Here is a 23,234-nt window from a genome sequence, read left to right as displayed (position 1 = left end):
TGGCTCCTGGCCGCGGCGGGAAGGGGTTGAGAAGGGGCGGCTCCCGCCTGTCGGCAGTCGCCTGTGGCTGCCCGCCTGCTCAGCTCGGCGCGGGCGAGCGGGAAGTCCTGGGACAGGCCGTCGGCTCCGTGGACCTGAATGGCCTTGTCCAGGATCCACTGGACCGTCCGGGGCGTGGCGATCTTGATGGTCTGGATCTCGGTGTGGGCGCCCTTGTTGCCGACGGTGTCCATCAGCCAGGCGGTCTTGAGCACCAGGAGGCGCAGCTGCTCGATCCGCACCCGCGACTCGGCGATCCAGTCGCGGATCACGCCCTGGCGCGCGAGGGGCCTGCCGAAGGCGACCCGTTCCTCGGCGCGGGCGCACATCAGCTCGATGGCTCGCTCGGCGACGCCGATGGCGCGCATGCAGTGGTGGATGCGCCCGGGGCCGAGGCGGGCCTGCGCGATGGCGCAACCGTCGCCTTCCTGGCCGATGAGGTTCGCTGCCGGGACCCGTACGTCGTGGAAGACCAGTTCGGCGTGGCCGCCGTGGTCGTGGTCGTCGTAGCCGAAGACCTCCATGGCGCGCCTGATTTCGAGGCCGGGCGTGTCGCGGGGGACGAGGATCATCGACTGCTGCCGGTGCCGGTCCGCCTCCGGGGCGGTCCGGCCCATCACGATGAACACCTTGGCGTTGGGGTTCATCGCTCCGGTGATCCACCACTTGCGGCCGTTGATCACGTAGCGGTCGCCGTCGCGGGCGATCGAGGTGGCGATGTTGGTGGCGTCGGAGGAGGCGACGTCGGGTTCCGTCATCGCGAAGGCTGAGCGGATCTCGCAGTGCATGGTCAGTGTTCCTTGAGTGCGGAGAGTCCGGCGTTGAGCAGTGGGCGGATCGCCTCGCCGATGCGGTCGAAGCCGGGCCCGACGGTCTGTCCACGCAGGTGGCGGAAGTGGATGCCTTCGAGGATCGCGGCGAGCTTGAACGCGGCGAGCCCGAGGTGGAAGCCGATGGCTCCCAGATCGCGTCCGCTTCGGTCGGCGTACCGGGTGAGGATCTCGGGCTCGTTCAGGAAGCCGGGTGTGTCGCCGGCGTCGGGTGCGATCTCGGGGCCGACGAGCCGGGCCAGCCGTGTGTAGAGCAGCATCAACGCCAGGTCGGTGACTGGGTCACCGACGGTTGCCATCTCCCAGTCGATGACGGCGCGCGGCCGGTCGTCTCCGTCGACCAGCACGTTGTCGAGGCGGAAGTCTCCGTGGACGATGCCGGGGCGGGCGGCGGCGTCCATCGCGGGTGCGCGTGCCTCCAGTTCGGCGTGGAGTGTGACGGCGACCGGCAGGTCGCGGGAGTACGAGGCGGCCATCTGCTTGCGCCAGCGCTCCACCTGCCGGCCGAGGAAGCCCTCGGGGCGGCCGAACCCGCCGAGCCCGACGGCCTCCGGCTCGACCGTGTGGAGGTCGGCGAGGGTGTCCACCAGTGCGCCCGAGATCTTCCGCGTCCGCGCGGGGCCGAGGGGCGCCAGTTCCGCAGCGGCGCGGTACGGCCGGCCCTCGACGGCCTCCATGACGTAGAACTCGGCGCCGAGGACTCCGGTGTCGAGACAGAGACCGTGCAGCCGTGGCACCGGGACCGGTGTGTCGGCGAGCGCCGCCATCACCGAGTACTCGCGCGCCATGTCGTGGGCCGTGGCCAGCACATGGCCCAGGGGCGGCCGGCGCAGGATCCAGTCGGACTCTCCGTCGGTGAGCCGGTAGGTCAGATTGGACCTGCCGCCGGTGATCAGGGTGGCGGACAGCGCCCCGGCACGGGCTGCCGGTACGGCTTCGGCGAACCAGGGGCGGAGCCGGGTGAGGTCGAGCCCCGGAGTCGTGTCCGCCTCGTGCGCTCCCATCAGGCACCGCCCACAGCCGCGAGACCGCCGTCGACGACCAGGGTCCGGCCCGTCATCCACGCCGCGTCCCCGGAGAGCAGGAACGCCACGACGCCGCCTATGTCGTCCGGAACACCGAGTCGTGCCAGCGGGTACTCCGCCGCGACGGCGTCCTCCCGCCCCTCGTAGAGCGCGGCGGCGAACCTCGTCTTCACCACGGCGGGCGCGACCGCGTTGACCCGGACGCGCGGGCTCATCTCGACGGCCAGTTCCTTGGTGAGGTGTATCAGCGTCGCCTTGCTGGCGCCGTACATCCCGATGCCGGGCTCCGGCCGGATGCCGCTGAGCGAGGCCACGTTGACGACCGCGCCGCCGTGTCCGGACATCCACGCCTTGTAGGTCTTCTGGACCCATGAGAGGGCGGAGAGGACGTTGACCTCGACGACGTTGCGGGCCACATCGGGATCGAGTTCCATGAGCGGCCCGTAGACCGGGTTGATGCCGGTGTTGTTGACCAGCAGGTCGGCGCTGCCGAAGGTGTCGACTGCCTTGGCCACCACCTCGTCCTGGTGGGTCGTGTCGGCGGCGTGACCGGCGACACCGATGGCGTGCTCGGCGCCACCGAGTGCGGCGACGGACGCGGCGAGGGCTTCCTGCTTGCGTCCGGTGATCACCACCTTGGCACCCTCGGCGACCAGCCGTTCGGCGATCGCGAGCCCGATACCGCGGCTGGCGCCCGTGACGATTGCGGTGCGTCCCGCGAATCTCCCGGCCGCGCCGTCGTCCCACCTGTGGGCCATGGGCTTCTCCGTTCCGTTCGACGCGCTAGCTTCGACTGAAAACTGGATCCAGAATCGAGTTCGAGTTTATGGTGCGTCCATGGCGTGTCAATACGCGCGAAGCGGCAAGCTCGATCCCACGGCTGATACGATCTCGAATCGTGTTCGATGGAAATGCGACAAGCCGGACTTCGGCTCGTCCCGCGGCCCAGCGTCGCGGGCTTGAGCGGCGCAAGGCCATCCTCGACGCCGCCGAGGCGCTGCTCGCCGAGCAGGGATACGAGGCCGCCACCTTGAAGGCGATCGGCGAGAGAGCCGGCATCCCGATCGCGTCGATGTACCACTACTTCGCCGACCGCTACCAGGTGGACGCCGAGCTGCTGCAGCGACACCTGGGAGAGCTGGACCAGCTCATCGGCGCCACGCTGGCCGCACCCACGGCGCAGACGCTGCGCGAGGCGGTCGACGTCATGGTCGACCTGCTCCTCGACTACCTCCGCCGCCACCGCAGCTGCACGGAGCTGTGGTTCGCGGGCCGTCACGCCACGCTCGACGAGATGGTGCGCGCCTTCGACGAGGCCCAGGCGGAACGGCTCTGGCATCACCTCGTCGAACAGCGCCTCGTGTCGGCCGACACGCCCCTGCTCGCCCTGCTCCTCGCCTTCGAGGTCGGGACCCGGCTCTTCGACATCGCGTTCCGGCGCTCGCCGGGCGGGGACGACGCCACGATCGACGAGGCGCGCCGTCTGGTCACCGCGTACCTGGAGACCTATGCCTCCGAAGGGGCGCGGTGACTCGATGACCGGTGCGCCGCCCGGCCGGGCGGACGGCTAGCGCAGCGGATCGCCCCACCGCACCTGCTCGCGGAGCCGGTTCTTGAGGAGTTTGCCTCCGGCGTTGCGCGGCAGCGCCTCGGTGACGACCGTCGCGTACTGCGGGACCTTGAAGTCGGCGAGTCGGTCCTTGCAGTGCGCGATCACTTGGGCGACGTCGATGCCCCGCCCGTCGGCGAAGAGGACGGCTCCGACCTTCTCTCCCATGACGTCGTCGGGTACGGCGAGGACGGCCGCGTCGGCGACTCCGGGGGCGGAGAGCAGTACTGCCTCGACCTCCACACTGGAGATGTTCTCGCCGCCCCGGTTGATGATGTCCTTGATCCGGTCGACGATGTGGACACGGCCGGCCTCGTCGACCCGGACGATGTCCCCGGTGCGCAGCCATCCGTCGGAGATCGCCTCCGCCGTGGACTCGGGCCTTCGCCAGTAGCCGGTGGTCACGGTCACCCCGCGGACCACCAGCTCGCCCGTGTACGGGTCGTCGCCGATCGGGTCGACGCCGAGGTCCACCGACGGGACCGCGTAGCCGACGGAGTCCGCGTGCTCGGCGGCGTCCTGGTCCGGCAGGACGGTGATCAGCGACGCCGTCTCCGTCATGCCGTAGCCGTTGATCACCGTGGCCGCCGGGAAGGCGTCCTTCAGTGAGCGGACGAGGGACGGCGCGATCGGAGCGCCGCCGTACGCCAGCCAGCGGACCCCGGAGACCTCGGCGTCGGCGAAGGCCGGGTGCCGCAGCAGAAGCGAGTACACCGCGGGTACGGTCACGAGGAAGGAGATCCGTTCCTCCGTCAACGCCGCCGTGAGCGTCGCCAGATCAAGACTGGGCATGATCACCGAGGTGCCGCCGAGGCAGGCGGCGACGACGAACTGTGCGTTGCAGCCGGTGACGTGGAAGAGTGGCACCGAGATCAGGGTCCGCAGTTCCGGACCGGCGTCGCGGGGTATGCCGAGACAGCGGGTCAGGTTCTCGGCGTTGGTCACGAAGGCCTGGTGCGTGGTGCGTACGCCCTTGGGGCGCCCGGTCGTTCCCGAGGTGTAGAAAAGTGCGGCCACGTCGAGAGCGTCGAGATCCGTGGCGACGTACGGATCGCCGTCCGGCAGTGGGACCCCGTCCGCCAGATCGACCTCCACGCCCGCGTTGGCCAGGACCAACTCCACCTCCGGAAGCGCCGAACGGGTGTTGACCGCCACGGCGATGCCGCCGGCCATCACGGTGCCCCAGAAGGCGAGAGCCCAGTCCGTGCCCGCCGCGTATCGCACGGCCACCCGGTCGCCTTCGGTCACGCCGAGGGCGCGCAGGCCTCCGGCCACGCGTGCGGCGCGCCGCCACAGCTCCGCGTACGTGAGCCGGTCCCCGCCGAGTTCGACGACTGCTTCGGCCTCGGGGCGGACTTCGACGTGCGTACGGAGTACGTCGACCAGCGTCGCGGGTGCGTCTGCGTACGCCAGGGCGCCCTTCGCGTCCCTCACCAGGCCGTCCTGGGGGAATGGGTTGCGTGAACGCGGGACAGGGGTGATGGGGCGGGGCATCTCGGCGGCTCCAGGGCGAGGGCGTGGCGGACGGCGCACGCGGGAGAGGTGGTGGCGACCGGGGCATCGCCGCTCCGGGACCTCCCAAGTGCGCGGTCGCGGCGATGCCCCGGTCGGGGTCGAGTCGGGAGCGTCCCTAGCGCAGCGACTCGACGATCTCGTAGCGGGGTGTCCCGACGCGCTCCAGCGCGGCGTAGAAGGCCTCCGGATCGGCCCAGTCCTCCGGGGCGAACGAGCCGGCGCGCTTTCCGGCCTCGCCGAGCGCCAGGACCATGAACGCGGCGCAGGCGGTCCCCGTCACGGTGGCCATGCTGGCGACGAGGTACGACCCCGGCCCGCTGACCGGCGTGCGCCGGACGGCCACGGCCGGGCGACCGTTCCTGGTGCCGCTGACGCGGGCCAGCAGACCGCCCCGCCAGGTGTAGCGGCGGCGGAGGGCGGAGGCCCCGAGAAACTTCAGCAGTTCTCCCGTCCCGCTTTCCCCGCGGCGGACCTGGCCGATCATGCCGCTCAGCCCGTGGCGCCAGCCCACGGGCGTGCCGAAGCGGCTCTTGACGATCGCCATCATGAAGTCGACCGCCTCGTCGGAGGTCATCCGGCCCGACTGGATGGCCTGACCGAGACCCTTGACGAGCCCGTTGATGGGAGCCGGGTCCATGCCGCCGAGGCAGCGGATGCGCCGCGCCTCGGGATAGCGGCGCGGCATGGTGACGGGCTCGGGATGGGCCGTCTCGTACAACAGGGTCTCGCCCAGACCGCCGCCCATCGGCGCCGTACCGGTCTCGACGTACGACTCGTGAACGACCGGCTCGCCGTTCTCCCACGTCAGACACTCACCGGCGGCGATGTGCATGAGGTGCTGGAGCACGGCCCGGCCGACGTCCGGCCGCTCGTCGCCGACCGTCCAGAACATCTCGATGTCGTCGACGGTGTCGAGTTCGTTCGCGGCGTCGACCGCCATCACGTTGCTCATGCCCGGTGAGGCGCCGCACCCGATGTAGAGGGGGATGCCCGCCTCCTGGGCCTTGTCGGCGAGGCTCAGCGCGTGCTGGGTGCTTTCGACGTCGTCGTCGAAGTCGAGGTAGGGCACCTTCAGTTCGATGCAGGCGGTGACCACGGGCTCGGAGGTGCGGATGTAGGGGCCCGCGCCCAGGACGACCAGGGCGGCGCCCCTGACCACGTCCAGCAGGGCGTCGCGGTCGTAGAGGTCGAGCCGTCGGACCTTGGCCCGGCCGGCGGGCAGCCGCTTCACCAGCGGCTGGAGGAGCTCGGGCCGGATGTCGCACAGGGTGAGCTCGAAATCGCCCCCCGCCCGCGCGAAGCGCTCGATGGCCACCTTGCACATCTCGCCCGCGGCGCCGATGAACACGACCCGCGCCGTCATGCGACGACTCCGGCCTTGAGCACCACAACGTCATAACAGGGGGTCATGACCCGCTCCGTTCTGTTGCTGTCGCCGGGCACGCACGGCGACCTCCGTGTCGCGCGGACGGTCCGCAGACCGAAGACGCGAGATTCGATATCGAATCGAATTCGAGTTTAGTTATCGGTCAAGTGCCGTCAAGGCCTCGTCCTCGATGAGGTCGACTCGATGTCCGCGGCTCAGGTGCGGCGCGCGGCCTAGGGAGTTGTCTGCTCGGCCCAGATCGTCTTGCCCGTCCGGTGGTGCCGGGTGCCCCCAGCGCGCGGCGAGCTGGGCGACGAGCAGCGGGCCGCGACCGCCGTCGTCGAAGGCGCGAACATGCCGTGCACGCCGGAGGCGGGGCGACCTCGGCGCTGGAGATGCAGCAGAACGCCTCCCGCGATAGCTGGTCCTTCGAGGGGGCCGAGTCCCGGCTGGCCGCAGTCATGCACGCCGTCCACGAGGAATGCCGCGTGACCGCCGAGGCATACGGCGGTACCGCCGAGGACTACGTCCTCGGTGCCAACGTGGCGGGGTTTCTCAGGGTGGCGCGGGCCATGACGGAGCAGGGCGTCGTCTGACTCCCGGCCCTCGCTGAGCGTCGCGGCGACCTGCGTCTTCCCGGTGCTCGTCTACTCCTTCTTCTGGCAGGAGTTCGACCACCGGGGGCTGGTGTGGTCGGTGTACGGGGGACTGATGCTCTGCACCGTCCTCACCTTCTTCTCCCCGACCGTCTCCGGGAGCGCGTACGAGCTGTGGCCGGAGGCAGGCTTCAACTGGTATCCATGTCGCAGCCCGGGGCTGATCTCGGTCCCGGCGGCTTTCCGTCTCGGCTGGCTCGGCAGCACGAGGTCGTCGGCGGAGACCGGACGCCGCTTGACCGGGACGCGCAATTCGGTCTGAAGCGCGGACGGAAGGGCCGTGTCGAGGGCCACCGTCACGCGCTCAGATTCGCTCCCACCAGCCCAGCGCCAGGACGATGCCCTTCTTGGCGGAGCACCCGAACGTATGCCCCCTGAGGCAGAAGAAGACGGAGGCGAGGCCGGCCGTTGTCGCGGTCACCCAGACGATGGCGATCCCGGCCCACCAGGAGATGAAGAATCCGAGGAGGAGGGCGGAGGCGAGCATGAGCAGGCCGCCGACGGCGGCTTCACGGAGAACCCGGCTCCAGCTTGCTCTCCGCCATGCCCGCGCTCTGTGGGAGTACCCCTCAAGGGGCACGTGGCGGGTGGTGCCACAGACCTCGATGCTCATCACGATCGCTTCCGACGGGCTCTTCAGGGTGCCAGATTCAATCTCGAATCGAATTTGAGTTTAAGCTGTCCTGGAGCGGAGCTGTCAAACGCGGCGTGCCTACCCAGGCCGTCGAGGGCCCGCTTGGCCCGCTACCCACAGCACCCGGAAAGGAAGCTGCCGTGAACAGTGAGGATCACCGCACCGATCAGGCGAGTGAGCTAGGGAAGTTGAAGGGCGTCGCCTGGCGGGTGTTCTTCTACGTCCTCGGCGCGTATGCATTTCTCAGCATGGTCGGGTTCCTGAGTGCGCATGCGCAAGAGTGAATGCCGGGCCGGGAGGTGAAGAGGATGGCGCGCCCACGATGATGGTGCCGCCGACACTGTCCGCGCCGGCCGGGAGCACCCCCCATCACTTCTCCCCGGAGGCTGTGGATGCGATCCCACCTGGCACAGGTAGGCGGAAGCGTCTTCTGGCGTCTACGTGGTCCGGTTCGACGGCGTTCGCGCAGGGTTGGTCTCGGTGGTCCGGGTGCGTCGACGGTGTTGGTGACAGCGATGCGACAGGTATGGCCCTCGCCGACCAGGCGCTGCTCATACGGATTCGGCGTCTGTGAGCGTATCGAGTGCTCGCCGTGAGGAGCGCTGTTGCTCGGCAGCCTGTTGCGATCGGTCGCGAACGATAGGCCGGAGTCAGATCCACGATGCCCCAAGGACGAGGACTGAGCATGCTCCCTGTTTCCAGGTGGGAATGCTGTGACGGGCGGGAGGATTGGTGGGTGCTGTCCCGGGTCTGGGGTCTGACTCATGACATCTCTGACCGGAGCGTCTGAATTTCGCAGTGTCGGCTGTTGGCCGGGGATGGTGCGTTGTCGGTGCCGGGCTGGCGGGGTGTGTCCCGATAGGGGCCTGTCGAGTGTTGTGGCGTCCTCACGAGTCTGACCGTCTGACGCGGCCCGGTACCGGCAACGAGACGCGTCGTCGGACCGGAAGGAGAACGGGCATGTCTATTTCGACGGCGCCCAGTACGTCGCTCGCCCCGCAGACCCGCCGTCGCCCTCTTTCATCCTGTGCTGGTGGGTGAAATGGGCTGGTCAGCGGGTGTGGTGACGAGGCAGGGCCCCTCGTCGTCGGCGTGGTGATTCCACTCATCACACCGGCGACCGAAGGGGCCCTGTTGGTTCCGTATCCTGCCACGCTCGACGTCCCGCAAGAGCTCGTCGAGCATGTTGCCTGGCTGCTGTACGAGCACCGCCGGACCCGCAACTCCCGCTGGCGCAAGCTCGGCTGCTTCGACCAGGCACTGCTCACCCTGGTCCACCTGCGTAGGAACGAGACGTTCGCCCAGCTCGGTGCCGGGTTCGCTCTATCGCAGGCCACCGCCTGGCGCTACGTGGTCGAAGCCCTGGACGTCCTCGCGGCCTGGGCGCCAGGTCTGCACGAGGCTCTGACCGGGCCGGGCGAGGGCGACTTCGTCATCGTCGACGGCACGCTGATCCCCACCGACCGTGTCCACGCCGACGAGCCGTACTACTCGCAGAAACACCAGAAGCACGGCATGAACGTGCAGGTCATCGCCCGTCCCGATGGCACACCGCTGTGGTTCTCCCGCGCGACAGCCGGTCGCACCCACGACCTGACCGCGGCCCGCGCCCATGGCATCGTCCAGGCCTGCCTCACCCGGCAGATCCCCGTCCTCGCGGACCGCGCCTACCAAGGCGCCGGCGCCACCTTCCGCACCCCGTACTACCGCCACCGAGAACAGCCCCAGCGTTACCAGCAGTCCAACCACGACCACGCCCGGCTGAGAGCCCCCGGCGAACGCGCCTTCGCCCAGTTGAAAGCCTGGCGGCTGCTCCGGCGAGCCAGATGCTCCACCCGCCGCATCGGCACCATCGTCCAAGCTGTCCACACGCTGCTGACCTGCAACTATTCAGGATGAAAGAGGCCGAAGGAATCAGGCCGGCCTCCTCACCTATGGCTTCACATCGAGACGCACGAGCGCGCCGATCTCCACGAGTTGGTCCGGCAGTGCCAAGTCGGAAACGCCCATGACCGTGCTGGCGGGCCGGTGCTCCCCGAAGTACTCGGCGTGGAGGCGTGCTGTCGTGTCGAAGTTCTCCCGCAGGTTCCTCACCAGAACCGTGGTCTCCACTATCTGGCTACGCTCGGCCCCGAACTGCCTCAGCACCAGGTCCAGATTCTCCAGCGTGGTGCGGACCTGCAGTTCGAAGTCACCGGCACCCACGAAGTTGCCGTGACGGTCATGAGACAGCTGCCCCGACACATAAACCGTGTCACCGACCTGAGTGGCCTGACTGTACCCGTACAACGACTCCCACGGCATGCCGAACCCGAATGCCTTCACCTGAGAACTCATGACTCATTCCCTTGATACAGCGCGCGGAACCGTCAGTTGCAGACAGGCCCCTTGCGCGTAGAAGTTACGGGTCCGTACAAACGATGCTTGTCTGGTAGCGCCTTCCAAGTGTTCTCTGCGCGCACAAAATTGGCTGCCGTGGGCTCCTCCGGGCGCCGGTGTGATGAGTGGAACCTGTACGCCGACGACGAGGTGCCCTGCCTCCTCACCACACCCGTCGGCCAGCCCGTTTCACCCTCCAGCAGAGGATGAAAGAGGCTCACTTGGATCGGGAAGCATGCGACAAGCTGGTTGCGCTGTTTGGGCTGGACCGGGACGAGCACTATGCGCTGCTGCTCTACAACAACCTGAACACCGCAGACGCCCCCGTATCCGCCGACCCTCGTGTACGCAGCGGGTTGAGCTTGCTGATCGACAAGCAGATGCCCGAGCCGACCTATCTGAGCGATCCCGCATGGAACATCCTGGCGTACAACCAGGCTATGGCCGCTTGGTGGCCATGGGTCCTGGAGCCCGGGGCGAACCTTATGCGTTGGGCCCTTACGAGCCCGGAGGCTCGTAAGCAGTATCACAACTGGCCCCGCCACGCTGCCTCGTTCGTCCGGCAGCTCAAGTACCAACTTGCTGGCCACCAGCACGACCCGGAACTACTTGGCCTCATAGGTGACGTATGCAAGGACCCTGACGTGCGTCGCATCTGGGCCTCCACATCCCCCTTCGGCCCGCGCTCACGCCACAGCACGCCCGTGCCGGGGCACGGGCGTGCTGCCGTGCCCCGGCTCTGATCAGCGGGCGCGGCCCTACGGTACGTTTCGCGCGCTCGGTCGGGGCTTACCGTCTCTTGATCAGGAAGGTGACTCCGAGCAGGAAGCCAGCGCTGTAGGGCTGGTCCCTGGCCCGGTGCCGCGCCGGTAGGAGCTACGCGGCGAGCGCGGCGGGCTCACCCAGCTGGGCGGCCGCCGTCCGCCACGCGGTGGTCACCGCGGTCCGGGCACGTGCCGTCCATACGGCGCGCTCGCCGGTCAGCTCCAGTGCTGCGCCCACATGGACGTGCAGATGCGGGCGGCGCACAGGAGCGGTGAGGAGTCCCGCGAGTTGCTTCATGGCGTGGCCGGAGGTGATCCGCCGGGCCCCGGCCTGGCCGACGGGCACCACCGGGGCACCGGTGCGTTCGGCGAGCCGGGCCAGGCCGCTGTGAAAGGCCCCGGGAGCGGCTTCCGCGGCGTTGCGGCGTCGGGGGAGCCTGCCCTCGGCGTAGATGAGGATGATCCGTTCCTGCTCCAGGGCGTCGGCTGCCGCGTCCAGCGCGTCCGCGGCGCGCCGGTCTCCGCGGATGACGGGGATGTGTCCTTCCCGGGCGAGGGCGCGGCCCAGCAGCGGGACGCGCCACAGCCCGGCGGCCGCCATGATGACCGGCTCGGCGCCGAGGCGGCGAAGGGCGGCGATGACGATGGCGGGGTCCGCGAGGGAGGTGTGGTTCGCGGCGATGATGCTGCCCGGCGCGAGTTCGGCGCGAGGGTCGGCGGTCACCGACAGGCGGCCGACGGCGGGGACCAGAAGGTCGGCGATGCGGCTGAGCATGAGTGGTCTCCCGGCTTCAACGATGTTGATCTTCATCGTCGGTGGCGGGCGCGGTCCGGGCGTGAGTTGGCGTACTCATCTTCTGGCCGCCGAGCTACCCAGTGCTGCGGGTGCAGCGGCTGACGCTTCGATGGGGTGAGGCCGTCCACGCCACCACCACCTGGCCGGTCACGCTGCCGATCACAGGCCGATCTCGTAGCGTCCTGTCTCGTGGAGCCAGGCCAGGTGCCCCGCGATCTGTTCTTCCAGTCCGCGAACGTACTGGTCGATGACGGGGATGCCCCGCTGCCGCAAGTGGGTGGACAGCTGAACGAAGTCGTCTGTGTGCCGGGTCACTTCCGCCGCCGTGCGATCGATGCCCTCCTGGACCGAGCAGCCCTCGTGGTGGGCGAGCACCATGGGGAGGTTGGCGACGTGGCGGCGTTGGGCGTCACGGGGGCAGCCCAGGACATCGTTGGTGAGCCCGATGGTCTGGATGGCCAGGTCGGTCAGGTTCCGCACTTGCGGATCGAGTAGCAAAGCGGTGGGCATCTCGAAGCCCTGGGCCACCTCGGTCAGGACGAAGTGGTGGTGCAGGTGGGCGATCAGGTGCCGGATGCGCCGGTACTCGGCCACGGGCGGGACGATCCCCGCGGCCGTGTAGGCGGCGTCGGCTGCCGCTCCGACGCTGTAGTGCAGCATGCCCTTGCGGATGCGCAGCACCTGTTGCGGAGTGGCGATCTGTTCAATGCGTGCGAACAGGTCTCGGTAGGCCCGCTCGACGGGGCGGTGCCCGCTCACCGGGGCGTGCGGGTTCTCGGCGATGTTTTCGCAGGCCAGCAGGTGGGAGGCCAAGGCGGTGGTTCTGCCGGCCAGCCCGAGCTCTTCGGTGTAGCGGTCGTCCTGCACAGTGGCCCAGATGCAGAACTGGGTGGCGACCAGCACCCGTTCCGTCTCCCCTTCGGGGATCATCCACGCGTAGGTGCGGCCGAGTGTGGAGTGGCGCAGATACGCCTCCTCGGCATCGCTGCGGATGATGTCGAAGTCGCGCAGCCAGGCGAGGGTGCGCTCCTCCAGCTCGTCCGCGGCCGGATGCAGCCGGGCCGGCACCGGGAAGGAGATACGGGGCACGACCAGCCGGTCCGCCCCGGTGTCGTCCACCGGTGTGGGAGCCTTCCCGGCCTGCATGCCCTGCCACCAGGTCACCGCCCCTGCCTCTCATGCGGCGTGGGCTTGCGCGGTGCCGGTGCCCACGGCTGGAGGGCCAGTGCCCGGTGGGCGCGGGCCAACGGCTCGGCGCAGAAGGTGCGGGCCGGACCGTCCGGCAGGGCGGCCAGGTAGCCATCGGCCAGGGCCAGCTCCTGACGGGCGTAGCGGACCATGTCCTGCGCCTGCCAGCGGTCCGGCCAGAAGTCCACCCCCCGGCCGACGTCCGCCTCGCGGTCGGTGAGGATGTTGACGCTCTGCAGCGCCCGCCCGTAGGCCACCCCCAGGGTCCGGCTGCTCGGGGTGCCGTCGTACCACGCCCACAGGTCCGACAGCAGCAGCACCAGCGTGCCCGCCACGGCATACGTGTACCGGTCGAGATCCTCTTCATCGTGCACGGCGAAGCCGTTCTGGGCCCAGTCGGCCATCCGCTCGGCCATCGTGGCGAACGTCTCCCACACCCGGGGCCCGATATCGAGCGGAGCCAGGCCCGCCCACTCGCCCAGGCGCAGCGTCACCTCCGGCAGCGCCGTCTCGTGTGCCGCGAACACCGCAGCCAGGTCGTCGGGGGCGAAGCGCAGTTGCAGGGTCCGGCCGACCCCGCGCAGCAGTACCGCCTTGTCCGCACCCGCCAGATCGGGATGGTCCTCGATCTCGTCGATCCCCCGCATCAGCAGATAGGCGCACGACACCGCCTCGTTCAGCCGCGCCGGCATGCTGATCACGGGCTCGTACCAGGTGGTGCTGTACTCCCGAACCACACCATGCGCCTCAGCCAGCACGACCATCCGCGCCTCCGGACCACCTCGTATTGAGCGCCTTGCACGCACCAGCCTCATGGCCGACACCGCCCCGCGCACCGGCGCACGAACCGCGGACCGATGCACTCGTGCGCCCCCCAACAGCGCCGCCGCAGAAATGAGTAGCGACGCATGCCTCCGACATCACGGGCGGCGCCAGCGTTCCAGCAGGAGGAAGAACGACCAGGCGTGCGCCGACGACCGGGGACCGCGGGACCGGCGTTGGCCACACATCCGCGCGGGCCATGTAGATGGTGCCGCCTGTGGTTCCGACGCGTGGGTGCGATGCGAAGGCGCACGGGAGTGACACCAGTGGACCGTGCTCACAATCATGCGCTCGGCCATTCCAGTGGACGGGGTGACGAGTCCATTGCGGAAGGCCATCCTCCACGCTCTACGAGTCCCGGACCTGCCTTGGCATAGGAGCAACTGACAATCATCGGTCACCACCGGCTGCGGCCGCGTGTGCGAGGGGCCCTGCGCGCTCCTAGTCTTGTAGGTTCTCGCTTTCGGTGTCATGTGCCGACGCTGTGACCTGGACGTCCCTCTTCAGTCTCACGCGGTGTCGACCGACGGCTGTCTCAGATCGGTGTCATGTCCTCAGACTGTCCAGCAGGCTGCACCGCCTGTCCGCATACCCGGTCTGGGTGCACCACCACGTACGGAGATACGTGCACCAGCGGCTCATGTCATCGCGCGGGCATGGTGGTGGCAGGGCGCCGAACCTCCAAGATGACTGCGGTGCCGGCCACGGCTCGGCCCTCGTGCATGGTGATCTGCTGGCCAGGCTGGACGTGCGTCCAGTGGGAGGGAGTGAGGGGCACAAGGCGAACCGTGGCTCGCCCGCCGGGCTCCAGCATGGGCATGTTCTCAACCCAGAGCCTAGCGATGCTGACCGCGCGTCCGCCGGTGGGTGAGAGGTGTCCGATGTCCCACATGGGCCGCAGAACACCGGCGCCGGAGATTGGCGTCGTGCGTCGCGCCTCGGCGGCAGGGCGGAGCGTCAGATCCGCCCGGATCACACCGTTGCGGAGTTCGGAGCATCGCCAATGGCACCACGTCGCGCTCCGCTCCAGCCGGAGCTGCTCAGCTGCTTCGGCGAGCTGCTCCCAGAAGGCCAGAGGGAGCGAGCGAGCGTCCCCGAGCTCCTCCAGCAGGCCCAGGGCGATCTCCCACTCGTCGTGGACGAGATAGTCCCAGATGTCCCGCACCGTGATGTCGTTCTCGGTGGCAGCCTCTTCCGGCACCAGCAGAGAAGCTGCTTCGAGCAACTCGGGGACGTCCATGCGCTCATTGTCGACCACATGAACGTGCTGCCCGGTCCGAATTGTCAGACCCTGCGCTTAGAGTGCGGCGAGATGGGGCCGGTCCCGAGGCCGCCAGCACCGGAAAACGGCAGCCTCCCTGGTCTGCTCGGGGGTGGTTTCGGCCCAACCGGCGTCCAGGCATCGTTGAGGGCCACGAGTGCAGCCTGTCAGCCCGGCCCCATCTCACCTCAGCGCTCTGTGTTCCGTGGTGCACTCCCAGACCATGGTCCGTACGACCAGACTGCCCGCCGTCGAGAGCAGATGCCTGAGCTGGGAGCCAGGTGTCCCGTTGTAAATGATCTGGCCCCTGTTCGTGCCCGTGATCTGCGGCGACCAGGTCAGTTGAGATGCGCGGATACTGCGTATCTCGGTCGCCCTGGTCCCGAGCGAGCGAATGCCAGATGCCGTCTCGGCCGGGCTGGCCCGGCCCCACGTGGTGTTGGCAGCCAAGGCTGAGCGTGCGCCATCGAGGTCTGGGCGGGGCCAATGGCGATAATCGGTCTCGCTGGTGTCAATGCTCCCAGTAGTTGCGCTGTGGCAGTTGAACCCATAGATCAGGGGCCCCCACGACCGCGCGCGCATCAGGCAGGCGCAGCCCTGCGAAGGCGCAGGCGAAGGCCACCGCGTTGTGCTGATAGAGGTAGGAGGCCAGGACCTCCTCTGAGGTGTCGTCCTCGTCCGGTCCGCCGCCCGGGTGGAGATCCGAGCCGATGATGGAACCGTCACGGGCGATGCTGCCCTGGTTGCCGCTCTTGGCGTTGGCGTACAGGCCGTAGCAGACAGTGCCGGCGGACAGCCGGGTGAGTACGCCCGGCATCTCTGGCGCGTATCCCCAGGGCTGGGTCACGACGCAGCCGCCCGGTACGGACGTCACACCGACGATCTGCATGCGCTCGTCGACGTCGTACGGGTTCTCGAGCAGATCGGCGATGTCCTCGTCAGGCACCGGCGTCGCCTCCAGGCGGCGCACCGCTTCGGCCGTGTCGATCCCGCTCACGCAGGCCAGCCCCGTGCCCTCGTAATGAAACCTGCCGAGCGCCCCGATGAGCCGCACGGCCTCCTCGGCCGCCGCGCGCTCCGTGTCGGTCAGCCGCTGGTCGGGCGGGACAGTGAACAGGTCTGGCGTCGGCCCTGCCAGACTCAGCCGCCCCGGAGACCAGCCACCGATAACCTCCCGCCAGGGATCGGCCCCCGCAGCGACAAGGGCACGCGCGTTACCGGGCTGCCTGGACATGACGGCCACCCACAGCGCCGTTACCCCGCACTCGAAGTATTCGTAGTCCAGGGCGTCCACGTCCGCAACGCGCCGGACCAGCTCTGCGACGACCTCCGCAGAGCCGCGCTCCGCCGCCTGGTGCAGGGGCCGTGAACTATGCCAGGCCTCGGGATCCGCGCCCTGGTCGAGGCGACGGCGGATTGCGCCAAGGTCCTCCCAGTCGTCCCAGCCTATGCCGTCCCAGCCGTGCCCCCCACGGCCGTCCTCTGCTGCCGGCAGCATGTTCCCCTCCAACATCGGTCCGGATTGCTCCACATGAGCCCTCACTGCCACACGCTCGCACACAGGTCTGACAACACCCCCGCCCACCAGAGCGCGCGCTGCAGCTGCCGTGATCGACCAGTCCACGCAAGAGTTCCCCGACTTCGGCGACACCCGGCCTGTCGCTGAACCGGACCGCTTGAGACCAGAGGCGAATCGGACCAGGTCGCTTGAGATGGGGACCAGTTCGGCGGAGACGGGACACCAGGTAGCCCGAAAGAATGCACGCGCCGACCTGCTGTCCTGTCGCAGCGAGCCTGTCGGATGATGGGCCTCTGACCTGCTGGGGTGCCACACTGTTTGAGATCGCAGGAGTCCTGTGTTCCCAAACAATGCGGCTTTTGCGGAAGTTGGGCTTGCGTGAGCTTGGCTTTTATCCTCGCGGGTTGAATCGTTCCTCGAACTTGATCACTCGTGGTGATAACCGCCGATCAGCGGGGCGGTTTTCGTGGGACGGGGCATCGAGGCGACACTCGACCTCGCGGAGGGCCGTGACCGGACCTGATGCCATGTCCTGTTCGGTGAGGCCACCGCCCATACCGACGTATCCGGCGATACCGGTGCCCCTCGCGGCCGAGAAGGCCCCTCGCTGCCCCGTTGCCCTGCTGCGCTGCGGCAGGCGAAGCGTCCAAGCGAGGGTGCCTAGACGAGAGTGTCGGCCGCCAGTACCGCGGCGATACTTCGGGCGGCGCTGGCGCCCGTCTCCAAGGCGCCGTCGATCCCTCCGACGCCCACCGCCGCAATATCGCCTCCGGCGAAGTGAATGCGCCCGTGGGGCTCGCGCAGCAGCGGGGCGGCCTGGGTCAGGTTCCCGGGCCGGTGGTGGACCCAGGATCCCTGGGAGTACGGGTCACCGGCCCAGTCGTGGCCGGCCGTCTCCAGCACGTCGATGTCGGGGACGAAGGTGCGCAGCGCGGCCTCGACTCCCGCGCGGTCCCCGGCGCCGACGGCCGAGGGGCCGGAGGCGAAGCACACGACGAGGGTGTCGCCGTCGTGCCGGTACTCCACCTTCGCGGTGTTGACGGGGTTCTTGCCGACGGGTGCGAAGGCGCAGAAGGGCTCGACCTCGCCCTTGACCCGCGCCCAGATCTTGGCGGTACGCACCGGATGCTTCTGGTCGATCATCGTGCGCGCCGGCCGGGCGATCTCGGGGGAGATGGTGAGATCGCCCAGGGTGTTGAGCGGCAGCGCGATGACGGCCGAGTGGGCCCGGATCCGCTCGCCGGCGCGCGTGGTGACGACGACCGCGGGTCCCTTGTCCTCGACGGCGCTCACGGGTGTCGACAGCCGCAGATCGGCCCTTGATTCGCTCTGGATGGCTTCGATGAGCCGTTTGGTCCCGCCCTCGATCGGCCAGAAGCCGGCGGTCTCCAGGAAGGCGCCCCAGTCTCCGAAGGTCGTGGCCGCCCAGTGCAGGGCCTGTGCGAGGCCCTGTTCGCTGTAGGAGTGGACAAGTGTGGCCAGCGTGCCTTCCAGGACGTCCCTGTCGTATCCGGACAGGTCCAGCGAGTCGAGGCGGCTTTCCAGGGTCTCCTTCTCGACCGCGCGGTTGTCGACCGCGGTGGCGGCGAAGGGCATCGGAAACTGTGTCCGGGCATCGGCGAAGAACCGGGCCGCGAGAGGGGCGACGGTGTCCGTGTAGGCGGCCGGGCTGCCGGAGTGCACCGCGCCGTCGGCCAGCCAGTACATCGTCTCGATGGCGAGCGGGGGCGCCAACGGGATGCCGTGGCGCTGGAGTTCGTGCCACACATGCGGCTGGGTCCAGTGGACATAGGTGCCGCCGAACTCGACCTGGCGGCCGAAGGCTTCGCCCGTGTAGGTCCGTCCGCCGATTCTGTCGCGGGCTTCGAGCAGGACCACCGAGTGGCCTTCGGAGCTGAGGTCCCGTGCCGCGGTCACTCCGGCTAATCCGGCACCGATCACCGCGACGTCGTACGAGCAGTCGGCCATGAGTCTTCTCCCGTTCCCTTGAGTCGGTTCACTCGTTCCCACACACCATACTCGAACTCGAATCGAGTTTGAGTATGGTGTGCGGGCAGCGGCCATAACTGATCGTCAGCAAGGGGGGGCGGGGGCGCGATTGATACGCTCTGGCATCGTGTCCGAGGGAAAACCGACCAGCCAGGCACCGTCTCGCCCGGCGGTGCAGCGCCGCGGGATGGCACGCAGGCGCGCTATTCTCGACGCCGCCGAGGCGCTGCTTGGCAAGCAGGGCTACGAGGCCACGACACTCAAGGCGATCAGTGAGCGGGCAGGCATCCCGGTAGCCTCGATCTACCACTACTTCTCCGACCGGTACGAGGTCGAGGCCGAACTGCTGGAGCGCCACGTGCGCGAGCTCGACGCGCGCATCGGTGCCACGCTGGAGGCCCCCGGACCGCACACGCTGCGCGATACCGTCGACGCCGTCCTTGACGCCGTATGCGACTACTTCCGCGCGCATCCGAGCTGCACCGAGCTGTGGTTCGCACGGCGGAGCACGACCGCCGACGACCCAGTCCCGGCCTTCGACAGGGCACAGGCCGAGCGGCTCCACCACTTCCTCGCCGAGCGTGGCCTGATGTGCGTCGACACCCCCCGCCACGTCCTGCGACTCGCCTTCGAGGTGGGCAACCGGCTCCTCGACATCGCATTCCGCAGCACCCCGGCCGGGGACGAGACCACGATCGGCGAAGCGCGACGCGTCATCACCGCCTACCTCGCGACGTACGCCCCCTCGGGCGCCTGAGCAACAGCACCTGAGTGCTGGTCGAAGGCGGCGGAGTTCGGCAAGGTGGTCTCCCTGAGACAGGATGAAGTCATCGACGACCGTTGCCGTAAACGTATTGATCCGGCGCGACTCGATCACGGGCAGGATCTGGCTGTTGAGTACTTGCGTGACCGAGCGCACGCTGCCGGGAGCGTCATGGCGCTGACGGGTCAGCCAGGTGGAGGCGTACTCGCCGAACCGCTGTTTCCCTATCTCCTGCTCCAGAGCAGCCAGGGTGCGGGGAGTGTTCCGCTTCTCCTCGTAGAGTTTGGTCAGCCGGTCGAGGGCCGCTGTTTGCGTCGCGCAGCCACTCTCCTCGCGCTGCCTGCCGGAGGCATCGCGATAGCTACGAGACGTTGATGAGCATCTTCACGGGTACCTCCTGAAGAGATCGGCAGACGTGCCCCAGCTTGACGCAGTATCGGCCGTGCGGCGGCGAAGGTCACGCGTGCGGATGCTCGCGGCCGTTCTGATGGCACCCCTCTTGCCGGGGCCGAGCAGCGCTTTCACACTGCGGTTCACGGGCGCAGGGGAGTGGGGGGGGGAAGAGACGATGGCGGCACGACGGCGTCGGCGGCTGCGGAAGCGGACGCGCAGGCAGTTGCAGGGTTGGGGCGCCGTGGCGGCGCTGGCCGCCGGGGTGTGGGTGGCGGGGAACTGGGCGGCGGTGTGGCCCGTCCTGGTGGCCGTGCTCGCCACATCCGTGGTGGGCGGGACCGGCTGGGGCCTGTGGCGCGCGCACCGGCTCGCGGTCGGCAGGGACCGGCAGTGGCGGGCACAGGAGGAAGCGAGGGCGCGGGAGCTGTCGATGACGGAGGTCGACGCGCTTTCCTGGCAAGAATTCGAACGCTACATCGCCGATCTGTGCCGACGGGACGGCTGCACCAAGGTCGTCGTCAGCGGTAGGAGCGGTGACCTGGGCGCGGACGTCATCGGCTGTCTCCCCGACGGCCGCAAACTCGTCGTCCAGTGCAAGAAATACGCGCCGCACCGCAGCGTGTCCTCGCAGGACATGCAGAAGTTCGTCGGCACCGCCCGCCCCGAGCACGGCGCGGACGTCGCCCTGTTCGTCACCACGGGCCGTACGTTCACGGAGGCCGCCCTCGGGCTGGCGGTGCGCCAGGACATCGTGGCCCTGCACCGCGACCTGCTGGGCTCCTGGGTCAAGGGCGCCTGTCTGGACACGCTGATCCCGCTGAACGGAAGCGGCGGCGGCACCACGCGGCGCCCGCCTGCCTGACGGGGAGCGGTCTGCGGCGCGGGCCGTGAACGGCGCACAGGTGCGGAGACGGTCACTCTGTGACGGGCAGTCAGCCCGTCACCGTACAGCGCGGAGGTGTGCCTCGCCACCCGCCAGCAGCAGCACGGCGGTGCGGGTATCGAGTTGGCCGTCCATGAGGTACCTCGGATTCCTTCGCGTCGGGGCGGCACACCTGCCGTATGCCGAGCTGGTCTGAGCATGCGAGGAAGCGCTGTCAGGGGCGCAAGTTCCTCAGCCGCCTCCTACGGTTTCACCGGAACCGACCCTGTGGTGAGGTTCTGACCTGCGTCTTTGTCGGGCAGGGTGCAGATTGCTGGTTGCGGGAGGAGGCGCGGCGGTATGCGTGCAGGACGCCAGAGGGAGCCGTGACGACCACGGCGGCGGGCGCCTGCTCGTGCCCGCCGCCTGAAAGCCGCTGATACGCCGTTACGTCACGCCGCGTCGAGTCCGCCCGTGCACGCCGCGCCGGGCTCTGGAGTCTGCGCGCCCTGGACGTACTTGGTGAAGAACTGCTCCACCCGTGGGTCGGACGCCTTGGCGACGGTGAGCTGGTGGCCCCACGCGGAGAGCGTGATGGTGCCGGACTGGTCGTCGACCGGGCTCAGCAGGCTGTACGGCGTCTTGGCGACCCGCTCGCCGAGTCTCTTGACGTCGGCCTCGGCCGCCTTGCCGTTGTAGGTGACCCAGACCGCGCCGTGTTCGAGGGAGTGCACGGCGTTCTCCTTCGGTATCGCCTTGGTGTAGACGCTGCCGTCGCAGGTCATCCACGCCTGGTGGTGGTCGCCGCCGACGGGGGGATGCATCGGGTAGTTCACCTTCTTGGCCACGTGGTTGCGGCCGAGCTTCCCGGCGTCCCAGCTCTTCTCGCCGCGTACGGGCTTCGCGGCGGCCGCGCTCTTCCGCTCCTCCTTCTCGTCGGCGTTGTTGAGGGCGTACGCGCCGAAGCCGACGAGCCCGGCGACGAGGACGGTGCTGACGGTGATGGTGATGACGCGGTTGCGTCGCTCGCGCGCCCGCTCGGTGCGGCGCAGCTCCTCGATGCGGGCCTTGCGCGCGAGCGCGGCCGACTTCTTGCTGGTCTTGCTCATGGGTGTGACCTCCTCGCCGCCAGGCGGCGGCGCGTGCAGAGGGTGGACGGATGGCAGGCCGGAGGGAGGGAAGTCGGCCTAGATCCGCTGCACTTGGAGGACATGGAGGTCGGGCGAGCCCCGGATCGGGGCGTGCGCGGCCGAGTGGGCGGGCGTGGCGGGCCGGGGGAGCCCCGGCGTGCGGGTCAGGATGCCGGGCTGCGGCTGGACGGAGGCGGCGCGAACGGCGTGCACGCCGTGGGCGCCCGCGTCGCAGCACATGTCCTTGGGCGGGCAGTCGACCGGGTGCACCGACACCGGGTGGCTGTGCCTGGCGGCCGGTGGGGCAGCCTCGTGGTGTGTCGCGCCCATGGCCGTCGGAGCGGCGATGGGCGTGGCCCCCGTGGGGGCGGTGGCTGGGGGCTCCGTGGTGGCGGTGGCTGGGGACCCCGTGGGGGCGATGCCCATGGACCCCGTCGAAGCGGTGCCCGTGAACCCCGTCGAAGCGGTGACCGTGGCCCCCGTCGAGGCTGCGGCCTTGGACCCCGCGGGTGCGGCGGCAAGCGGCCGGTCGGCCCCGTGCGCCACGTACCCCAGGCACAGCACCAGAACAGTGAGCAGCACGGCCAGGGCAGGGCACAGCGCCGTGGCCCGCGTCGTCCAGGACGCGGCACAGTCCGTGCGCTGCGGCAGCCGGGGCGGGTGCGACGGCTGGGGCCGGTTGCTCATCACGGAGATGCTATGCGGTGCCTCCGCGCTCACCTGATGCGGATTCAGGAGGGCGGCCGGCCGCCGCGCCGGGCGACCCGGCCGACGCCCGGAACCGGACAACACGCGACCGGCGGGAAACGCACAGGAGATGTCCGGCGGACCCACCGCACCGCCCGGACGAGCCGCATGAAACGGGGGATCGCGTTCCGTGAACTCGGCGGCGCGGGCGCGACCGTGGCCGACGGACGGGCCCGAACGGCGGCCGTCGCGTGGCTGGTTCGCGCACCGGCCCCCGTGGCTCCTTACGCCGCTCCGACGAGCCGACGCTAAGATCACGGCGTGATGACGGCCAGGTCACCTTTCAGCACGCGACGCGGGCGCCCGTCCGCGCCCGCACGGTGGGTGCGCGCCTCGGTGATCCCGCTCCGCCTGCTGGGCCTCGGCCTGATCCTCCTCGGCCTGCTGTACACGCACGCGGCCAGCCCCGACGCCACGGTGGGACACCTCACCGCGGCCGAGGGCCTCTCGGCCCCCGGCGCCGAAGCCATGCACTCCGCTCCCGTGCCCTGGGCCGCGGGCGCCGTGCACGGCCACGACGACGCCGAGCCGTCGCACGACCTGCGGCGCGGCCACGGCGACCACCACGCCTTCGAGGAGTGCGCGGTGGGCCAGCCCACGCAGGGCCCCGACCTGGAGCTGCCCTGCGCCTCGCCGCTCGACGTGCCCGTGGCGGACGGCGACCCGCACGCCGAGCGCGGGCACCCTTCGGCGGTACGGCACTCGGCCGTGCCGCAACCACATGCGGCGGAATCCCCCGTACTGCGCATCTAGACCGGTGACCCGGGAACCGTCCGAAGCCCGCTGAGACCTGACCCTCCGTGCTGCCTTGCGCCGCGGTCATGCCTCCGCGACGGACCGGTTCCCCGGCGTCCGGCCTCCCTCACGTGCCGTTGCGTGCGGTGCTTCCCGCCGCGTGCGGTGCGGGGGTGGTCCGGCGGCTTCCTCACCCCCCACCCGTCCTGCCC

Annotated in this window: 22 protein-coding genes and 2 pseudogenes; 9 read left to right on the top strand and 15 right to left on the bottom strand. The window is 69.5% G+C overall.

Translation table 11 applies throughout. The features are described from left to right. Positions 1-71: 71 nt before the first annotated feature. The 3 genes and pseudogenes from ACFWZ5_RS01075 to ACFWZ5_RS01065 form a co-directional block, all read right to left on the bottom strand. A pseudogene (locus tag ACFWZ5_RS01075) lies at positions 72-818 on the bottom strand (acyl-CoA dehydrogenase family protein); the annotation flags it as partial. Positions 819-829: 11 nt separating this feature from the next. After that, complete coding sequence (locus ACFWZ5_RS01070) at positions 830-1,873, bottom strand: phosphotransferase family protein (protein WP_384786074.1); 1,044 nt, start codon at positions 1,871-1,873, stop codon at positions 830-832. Further along, positions 1,873-2,652, bottom strand: coding sequence for an SDR family oxidoreductase (locus ACFWZ5_RS01065; protein WP_384786071.1), 780 nt, complete (start codon positions 2,650-2,652; stop codon positions 1,873-1,875). The genes ACFWZ5_RS01070 and ACFWZ5_RS01065 overlap by 1 nt, the downstream gene beginning before the upstream one ends. A gap of 140 nt (positions 2,653-2,792) precedes the next feature. On the opposite strand from ACFWZ5_RS01065, the gene ACFWZ5_RS01060 reads away from it, so the two are divergent. Next, entirely contained in the window at positions 2,793-3,425 is a 633-nt protein-coding gene (locus ACFWZ5_RS01060; RefSeq protein ID WP_384786068.1) for a TetR/AcrR family transcriptional regulator, read from the top strand. A gap of 36 nt (positions 3,426-3,461) precedes the next feature. Here the strand turns inward: ACFWZ5_RS01060 and ACFWZ5_RS01055 are convergent, their stop codons facing one another. Next, positions 3,462-4,937 (bottom strand): class I adenylate-forming enzyme family protein, encoded by a 1,476-nt coding sequence (locus ACFWZ5_RS01055; RefSeq protein WP_384786065.1) that lies wholly within the window; start codon positions 4,935-4,937, stop codon positions 3,462-3,464. A gap of 196 nt (positions 4,938-5,133) precedes the next feature. Next, positions 5,134-6,381, bottom strand: a complete 1,248-nt coding sequence (locus tag ACFWZ5_RS01050) for a saccharopine dehydrogenase family protein (RefSeq protein WP_384786062.1) — start codon at positions 6,379-6,381, stop codon at positions 5,134-5,136. A 359-nt stretch (positions 6,382-6,740) separates the two neighbouring features. On the opposite strand from ACFWZ5_RS01050, the pseudogene ACFWZ5_RS01045 reads away from it, so the two are divergent. Beyond that, positions 6,741-6,980, top strand: a pseudogene (locus tag ACFWZ5_RS01045) (glutamate dehydrogenase); the annotation flags it as partial. 43 nt (positions 6,981-7,023) lie between these two features. Continuing rightward, a complete protein-coding gene (locus ACFWZ5_RS01040; RefSeq protein WP_384786059.1) occupies positions 7,024-7,302 on the top strand; it encodes a hypothetical protein in 279 nt (92 codons plus the stop codon). A gap of 42 nt (positions 7,303-7,344) precedes the next feature. On the opposite strand, the gene ACFWZ5_RS01035 is transcribed toward ACFWZ5_RS01040, so the two are convergent. Further along, on the bottom strand, positions 7,345-7,653 hold the full coding sequence (locus ACFWZ5_RS01035; protein ID WP_384786056.1) for a hypothetical protein: 309 nt from the start codon (positions 7,651-7,653) through the stop codon (positions 7,345-7,347). Positions 7,654-7,814: 161 nt separating this feature from the next. Between ACFWZ5_RS01035 and ACFWZ5_RS01030 the strand changes: the two genes are divergently transcribed. Further along, positions 7,815-7,958, top strand: coding sequence for a hypothetical protein (locus ACFWZ5_RS01030; protein WP_384786053.1), 144 nt, complete (start codon positions 7,815-7,817; stop codon positions 7,956-7,958). 808 nt (positions 7,959-8,766) lie between these two features. Further along, positions 8,767-9,573 (top strand): transposase family protein, encoded by an 807-nt coding sequence (locus ACFWZ5_RS01025; protein ID WP_384786050.1) that lies wholly within the window; start codon positions 8,767-8,769, stop codon positions 9,571-9,573. Between the two features lie 33 nt (positions 9,574-9,606). Here ACFWZ5_RS01025 and ACFWZ5_RS01020 read toward each other — a convergent pair whose 3' ends face one another. Then, the gene (locus ACFWZ5_RS01020) at positions 9,607-10,011 is read right to left on the bottom strand and encodes a RidA family protein (RefSeq protein ID WP_172387085.1); all 405 of its coding nucleotides are present in this window, start codon (positions 10,009-10,011) and stop codon (positions 9,607-9,609) included. Positions 10,012-10,274: 263 nt separating this feature from the next. Between ACFWZ5_RS01020 and ACFWZ5_RS01015 the strand changes: the two genes are divergently transcribed. After that, positions 10,275-10,796, top strand: a complete 522-nt coding sequence (locus ACFWZ5_RS01015; RefSeq protein ID WP_384786047.1) for a hypothetical protein — start codon at positions 10,275-10,277, stop codon at positions 10,794-10,796. A gap of 133 nt (positions 10,797-10,929) precedes the next feature. Here ACFWZ5_RS01015 and ACFWZ5_RS01010 read toward each other — a convergent pair whose 3' ends face one another. From ACFWZ5_RS01010 to ACFWZ5_RS00985, 6 genes are all read right to left on the bottom strand, one after another. Further along, positions 10,930-11,592: a lysophospholipid acyltransferase family protein gene (locus ACFWZ5_RS01010; RefSeq protein ID WP_384786044.1), complete on the bottom strand. Its 663-nt coding sequence runs from the start codon at positions 11,590-11,592 to the stop codon at positions 10,930-10,932. 180 nt (positions 11,593-11,772) lie between these two features. After that, on the bottom strand, positions 11,773-12,777 hold the full coding sequence (locus tag ACFWZ5_RS01005; protein ID WP_384890064.1) for a hypothetical protein: 1,005 nt from the start codon (positions 12,775-12,777) through the stop codon (positions 11,773-11,775). Next, the gene (locus tag ACFWZ5_RS01000; RefSeq protein WP_384786038.1) at positions 12,774-13,565 is read right to left on the bottom strand and encodes a squalene/phytoene synthase family protein; all 792 of its coding nucleotides are present in this window, start codon (positions 13,563-13,565) and stop codon (positions 12,774-12,776) included. The genes ACFWZ5_RS01005 and ACFWZ5_RS01000 overlap by 4 nt, the downstream gene beginning before the upstream one ends. Before the next feature lie 701 nt (positions 13,566-14,266). Further along, a complete protein-coding gene (locus ACFWZ5_RS00995) occupies positions 14,267-14,863 on the bottom strand; it encodes a hypothetical protein (protein WP_384786036.1) in 597 nt (198 codons plus the stop codon). A gap of 532 nt (positions 14,864-15,395) precedes the next feature. Further along, on the bottom strand, positions 15,396-16,382 hold the full coding sequence (locus tag ACFWZ5_RS00990; protein WP_384786033.1) for an ankyrin repeat domain-containing protein: 987 nt from the start codon (positions 16,380-16,382) through the stop codon (positions 15,396-15,398). Positions 16,383-17,063: 681 nt separating this feature from the next. After that, entirely contained in the window at positions 17,064-18,371 is a 1,308-nt protein-coding gene (locus tag ACFWZ5_RS00985; RefSeq protein WP_384786030.1) for a flavin monoamine oxidase family protein, read from the bottom strand. 208 nt (positions 18,372-18,579) lie between these two features. Here ACFWZ5_RS00985 and ACFWZ5_RS00980 point away from each other — a divergent pair, with 208 nt between their 5' ends. Together ACFWZ5_RS00980 and ACFWZ5_RS00975 are read left to right on the top strand one after the other, a co-directional pair. Then, entirely contained in the window at positions 18,580-19,149 is a 570-nt protein-coding gene (locus ACFWZ5_RS00980) for a TetR/AcrR family transcriptional regulator (protein ID WP_384786027.1), read from the top strand. Between the two features lie 574 nt (positions 19,150-19,723). Beyond that, positions 19,724-20,410, top strand: a complete 687-nt coding sequence (locus tag ACFWZ5_RS00975) for a restriction endonuclease (protein WP_384786024.1) — start codon at positions 19,724-19,726, stop codon at positions 20,408-20,410. Positions 20,411-20,862: 452 nt separating this feature from the next. Here the strand turns inward: ACFWZ5_RS00975 and ACFWZ5_RS00970 are convergent, their stop codons facing one another. Together ACFWZ5_RS00970 and ACFWZ5_RS00965 are read right to left on the bottom strand one after the other, a co-directional pair. Continuing rightward, positions 20,863-21,519, bottom strand: a complete 657-nt coding sequence (locus ACFWZ5_RS00970; protein ID WP_384786021.1) for a DUF3105 domain-containing protein — start codon at positions 21,517-21,519, stop codon at positions 20,863-20,865. Between the two features lie 78 nt (positions 21,520-21,597). Next, a complete protein-coding gene (locus ACFWZ5_RS00965; RefSeq protein ID WP_384786018.1) occupies positions 21,598-22,227 on the bottom strand; it encodes a hypothetical protein in 630 nt (209 codons plus the stop codon). Between the two features lie 396 nt (positions 22,228-22,623). Between ACFWZ5_RS00965 and ACFWZ5_RS00960 the strand changes: the two genes are divergently transcribed. Further along, positions 22,624-23,040, top strand: a complete 417-nt coding sequence (locus ACFWZ5_RS00960) for a hypothetical protein (RefSeq protein WP_384786015.1) — start codon at positions 22,624-22,626, stop codon at positions 23,038-23,040. Positions 23,041-23,234 lie beyond the last annotated feature (194 nt).

Origin of the sequence: Streptomyces sp. NPDC059003 (assembly GCF_042740445.1) — a bacterium.
Lineage (GTDB): Bacteria > Actinomycetota > Actinomycetes > Streptomycetales > Streptomycetaceae > Streptomyces.
The sequence above is the reverse complement of the archived record's forward strand: the minus strand, read 5'-3'. Positions and strand labels throughout refer to the sequence as shown.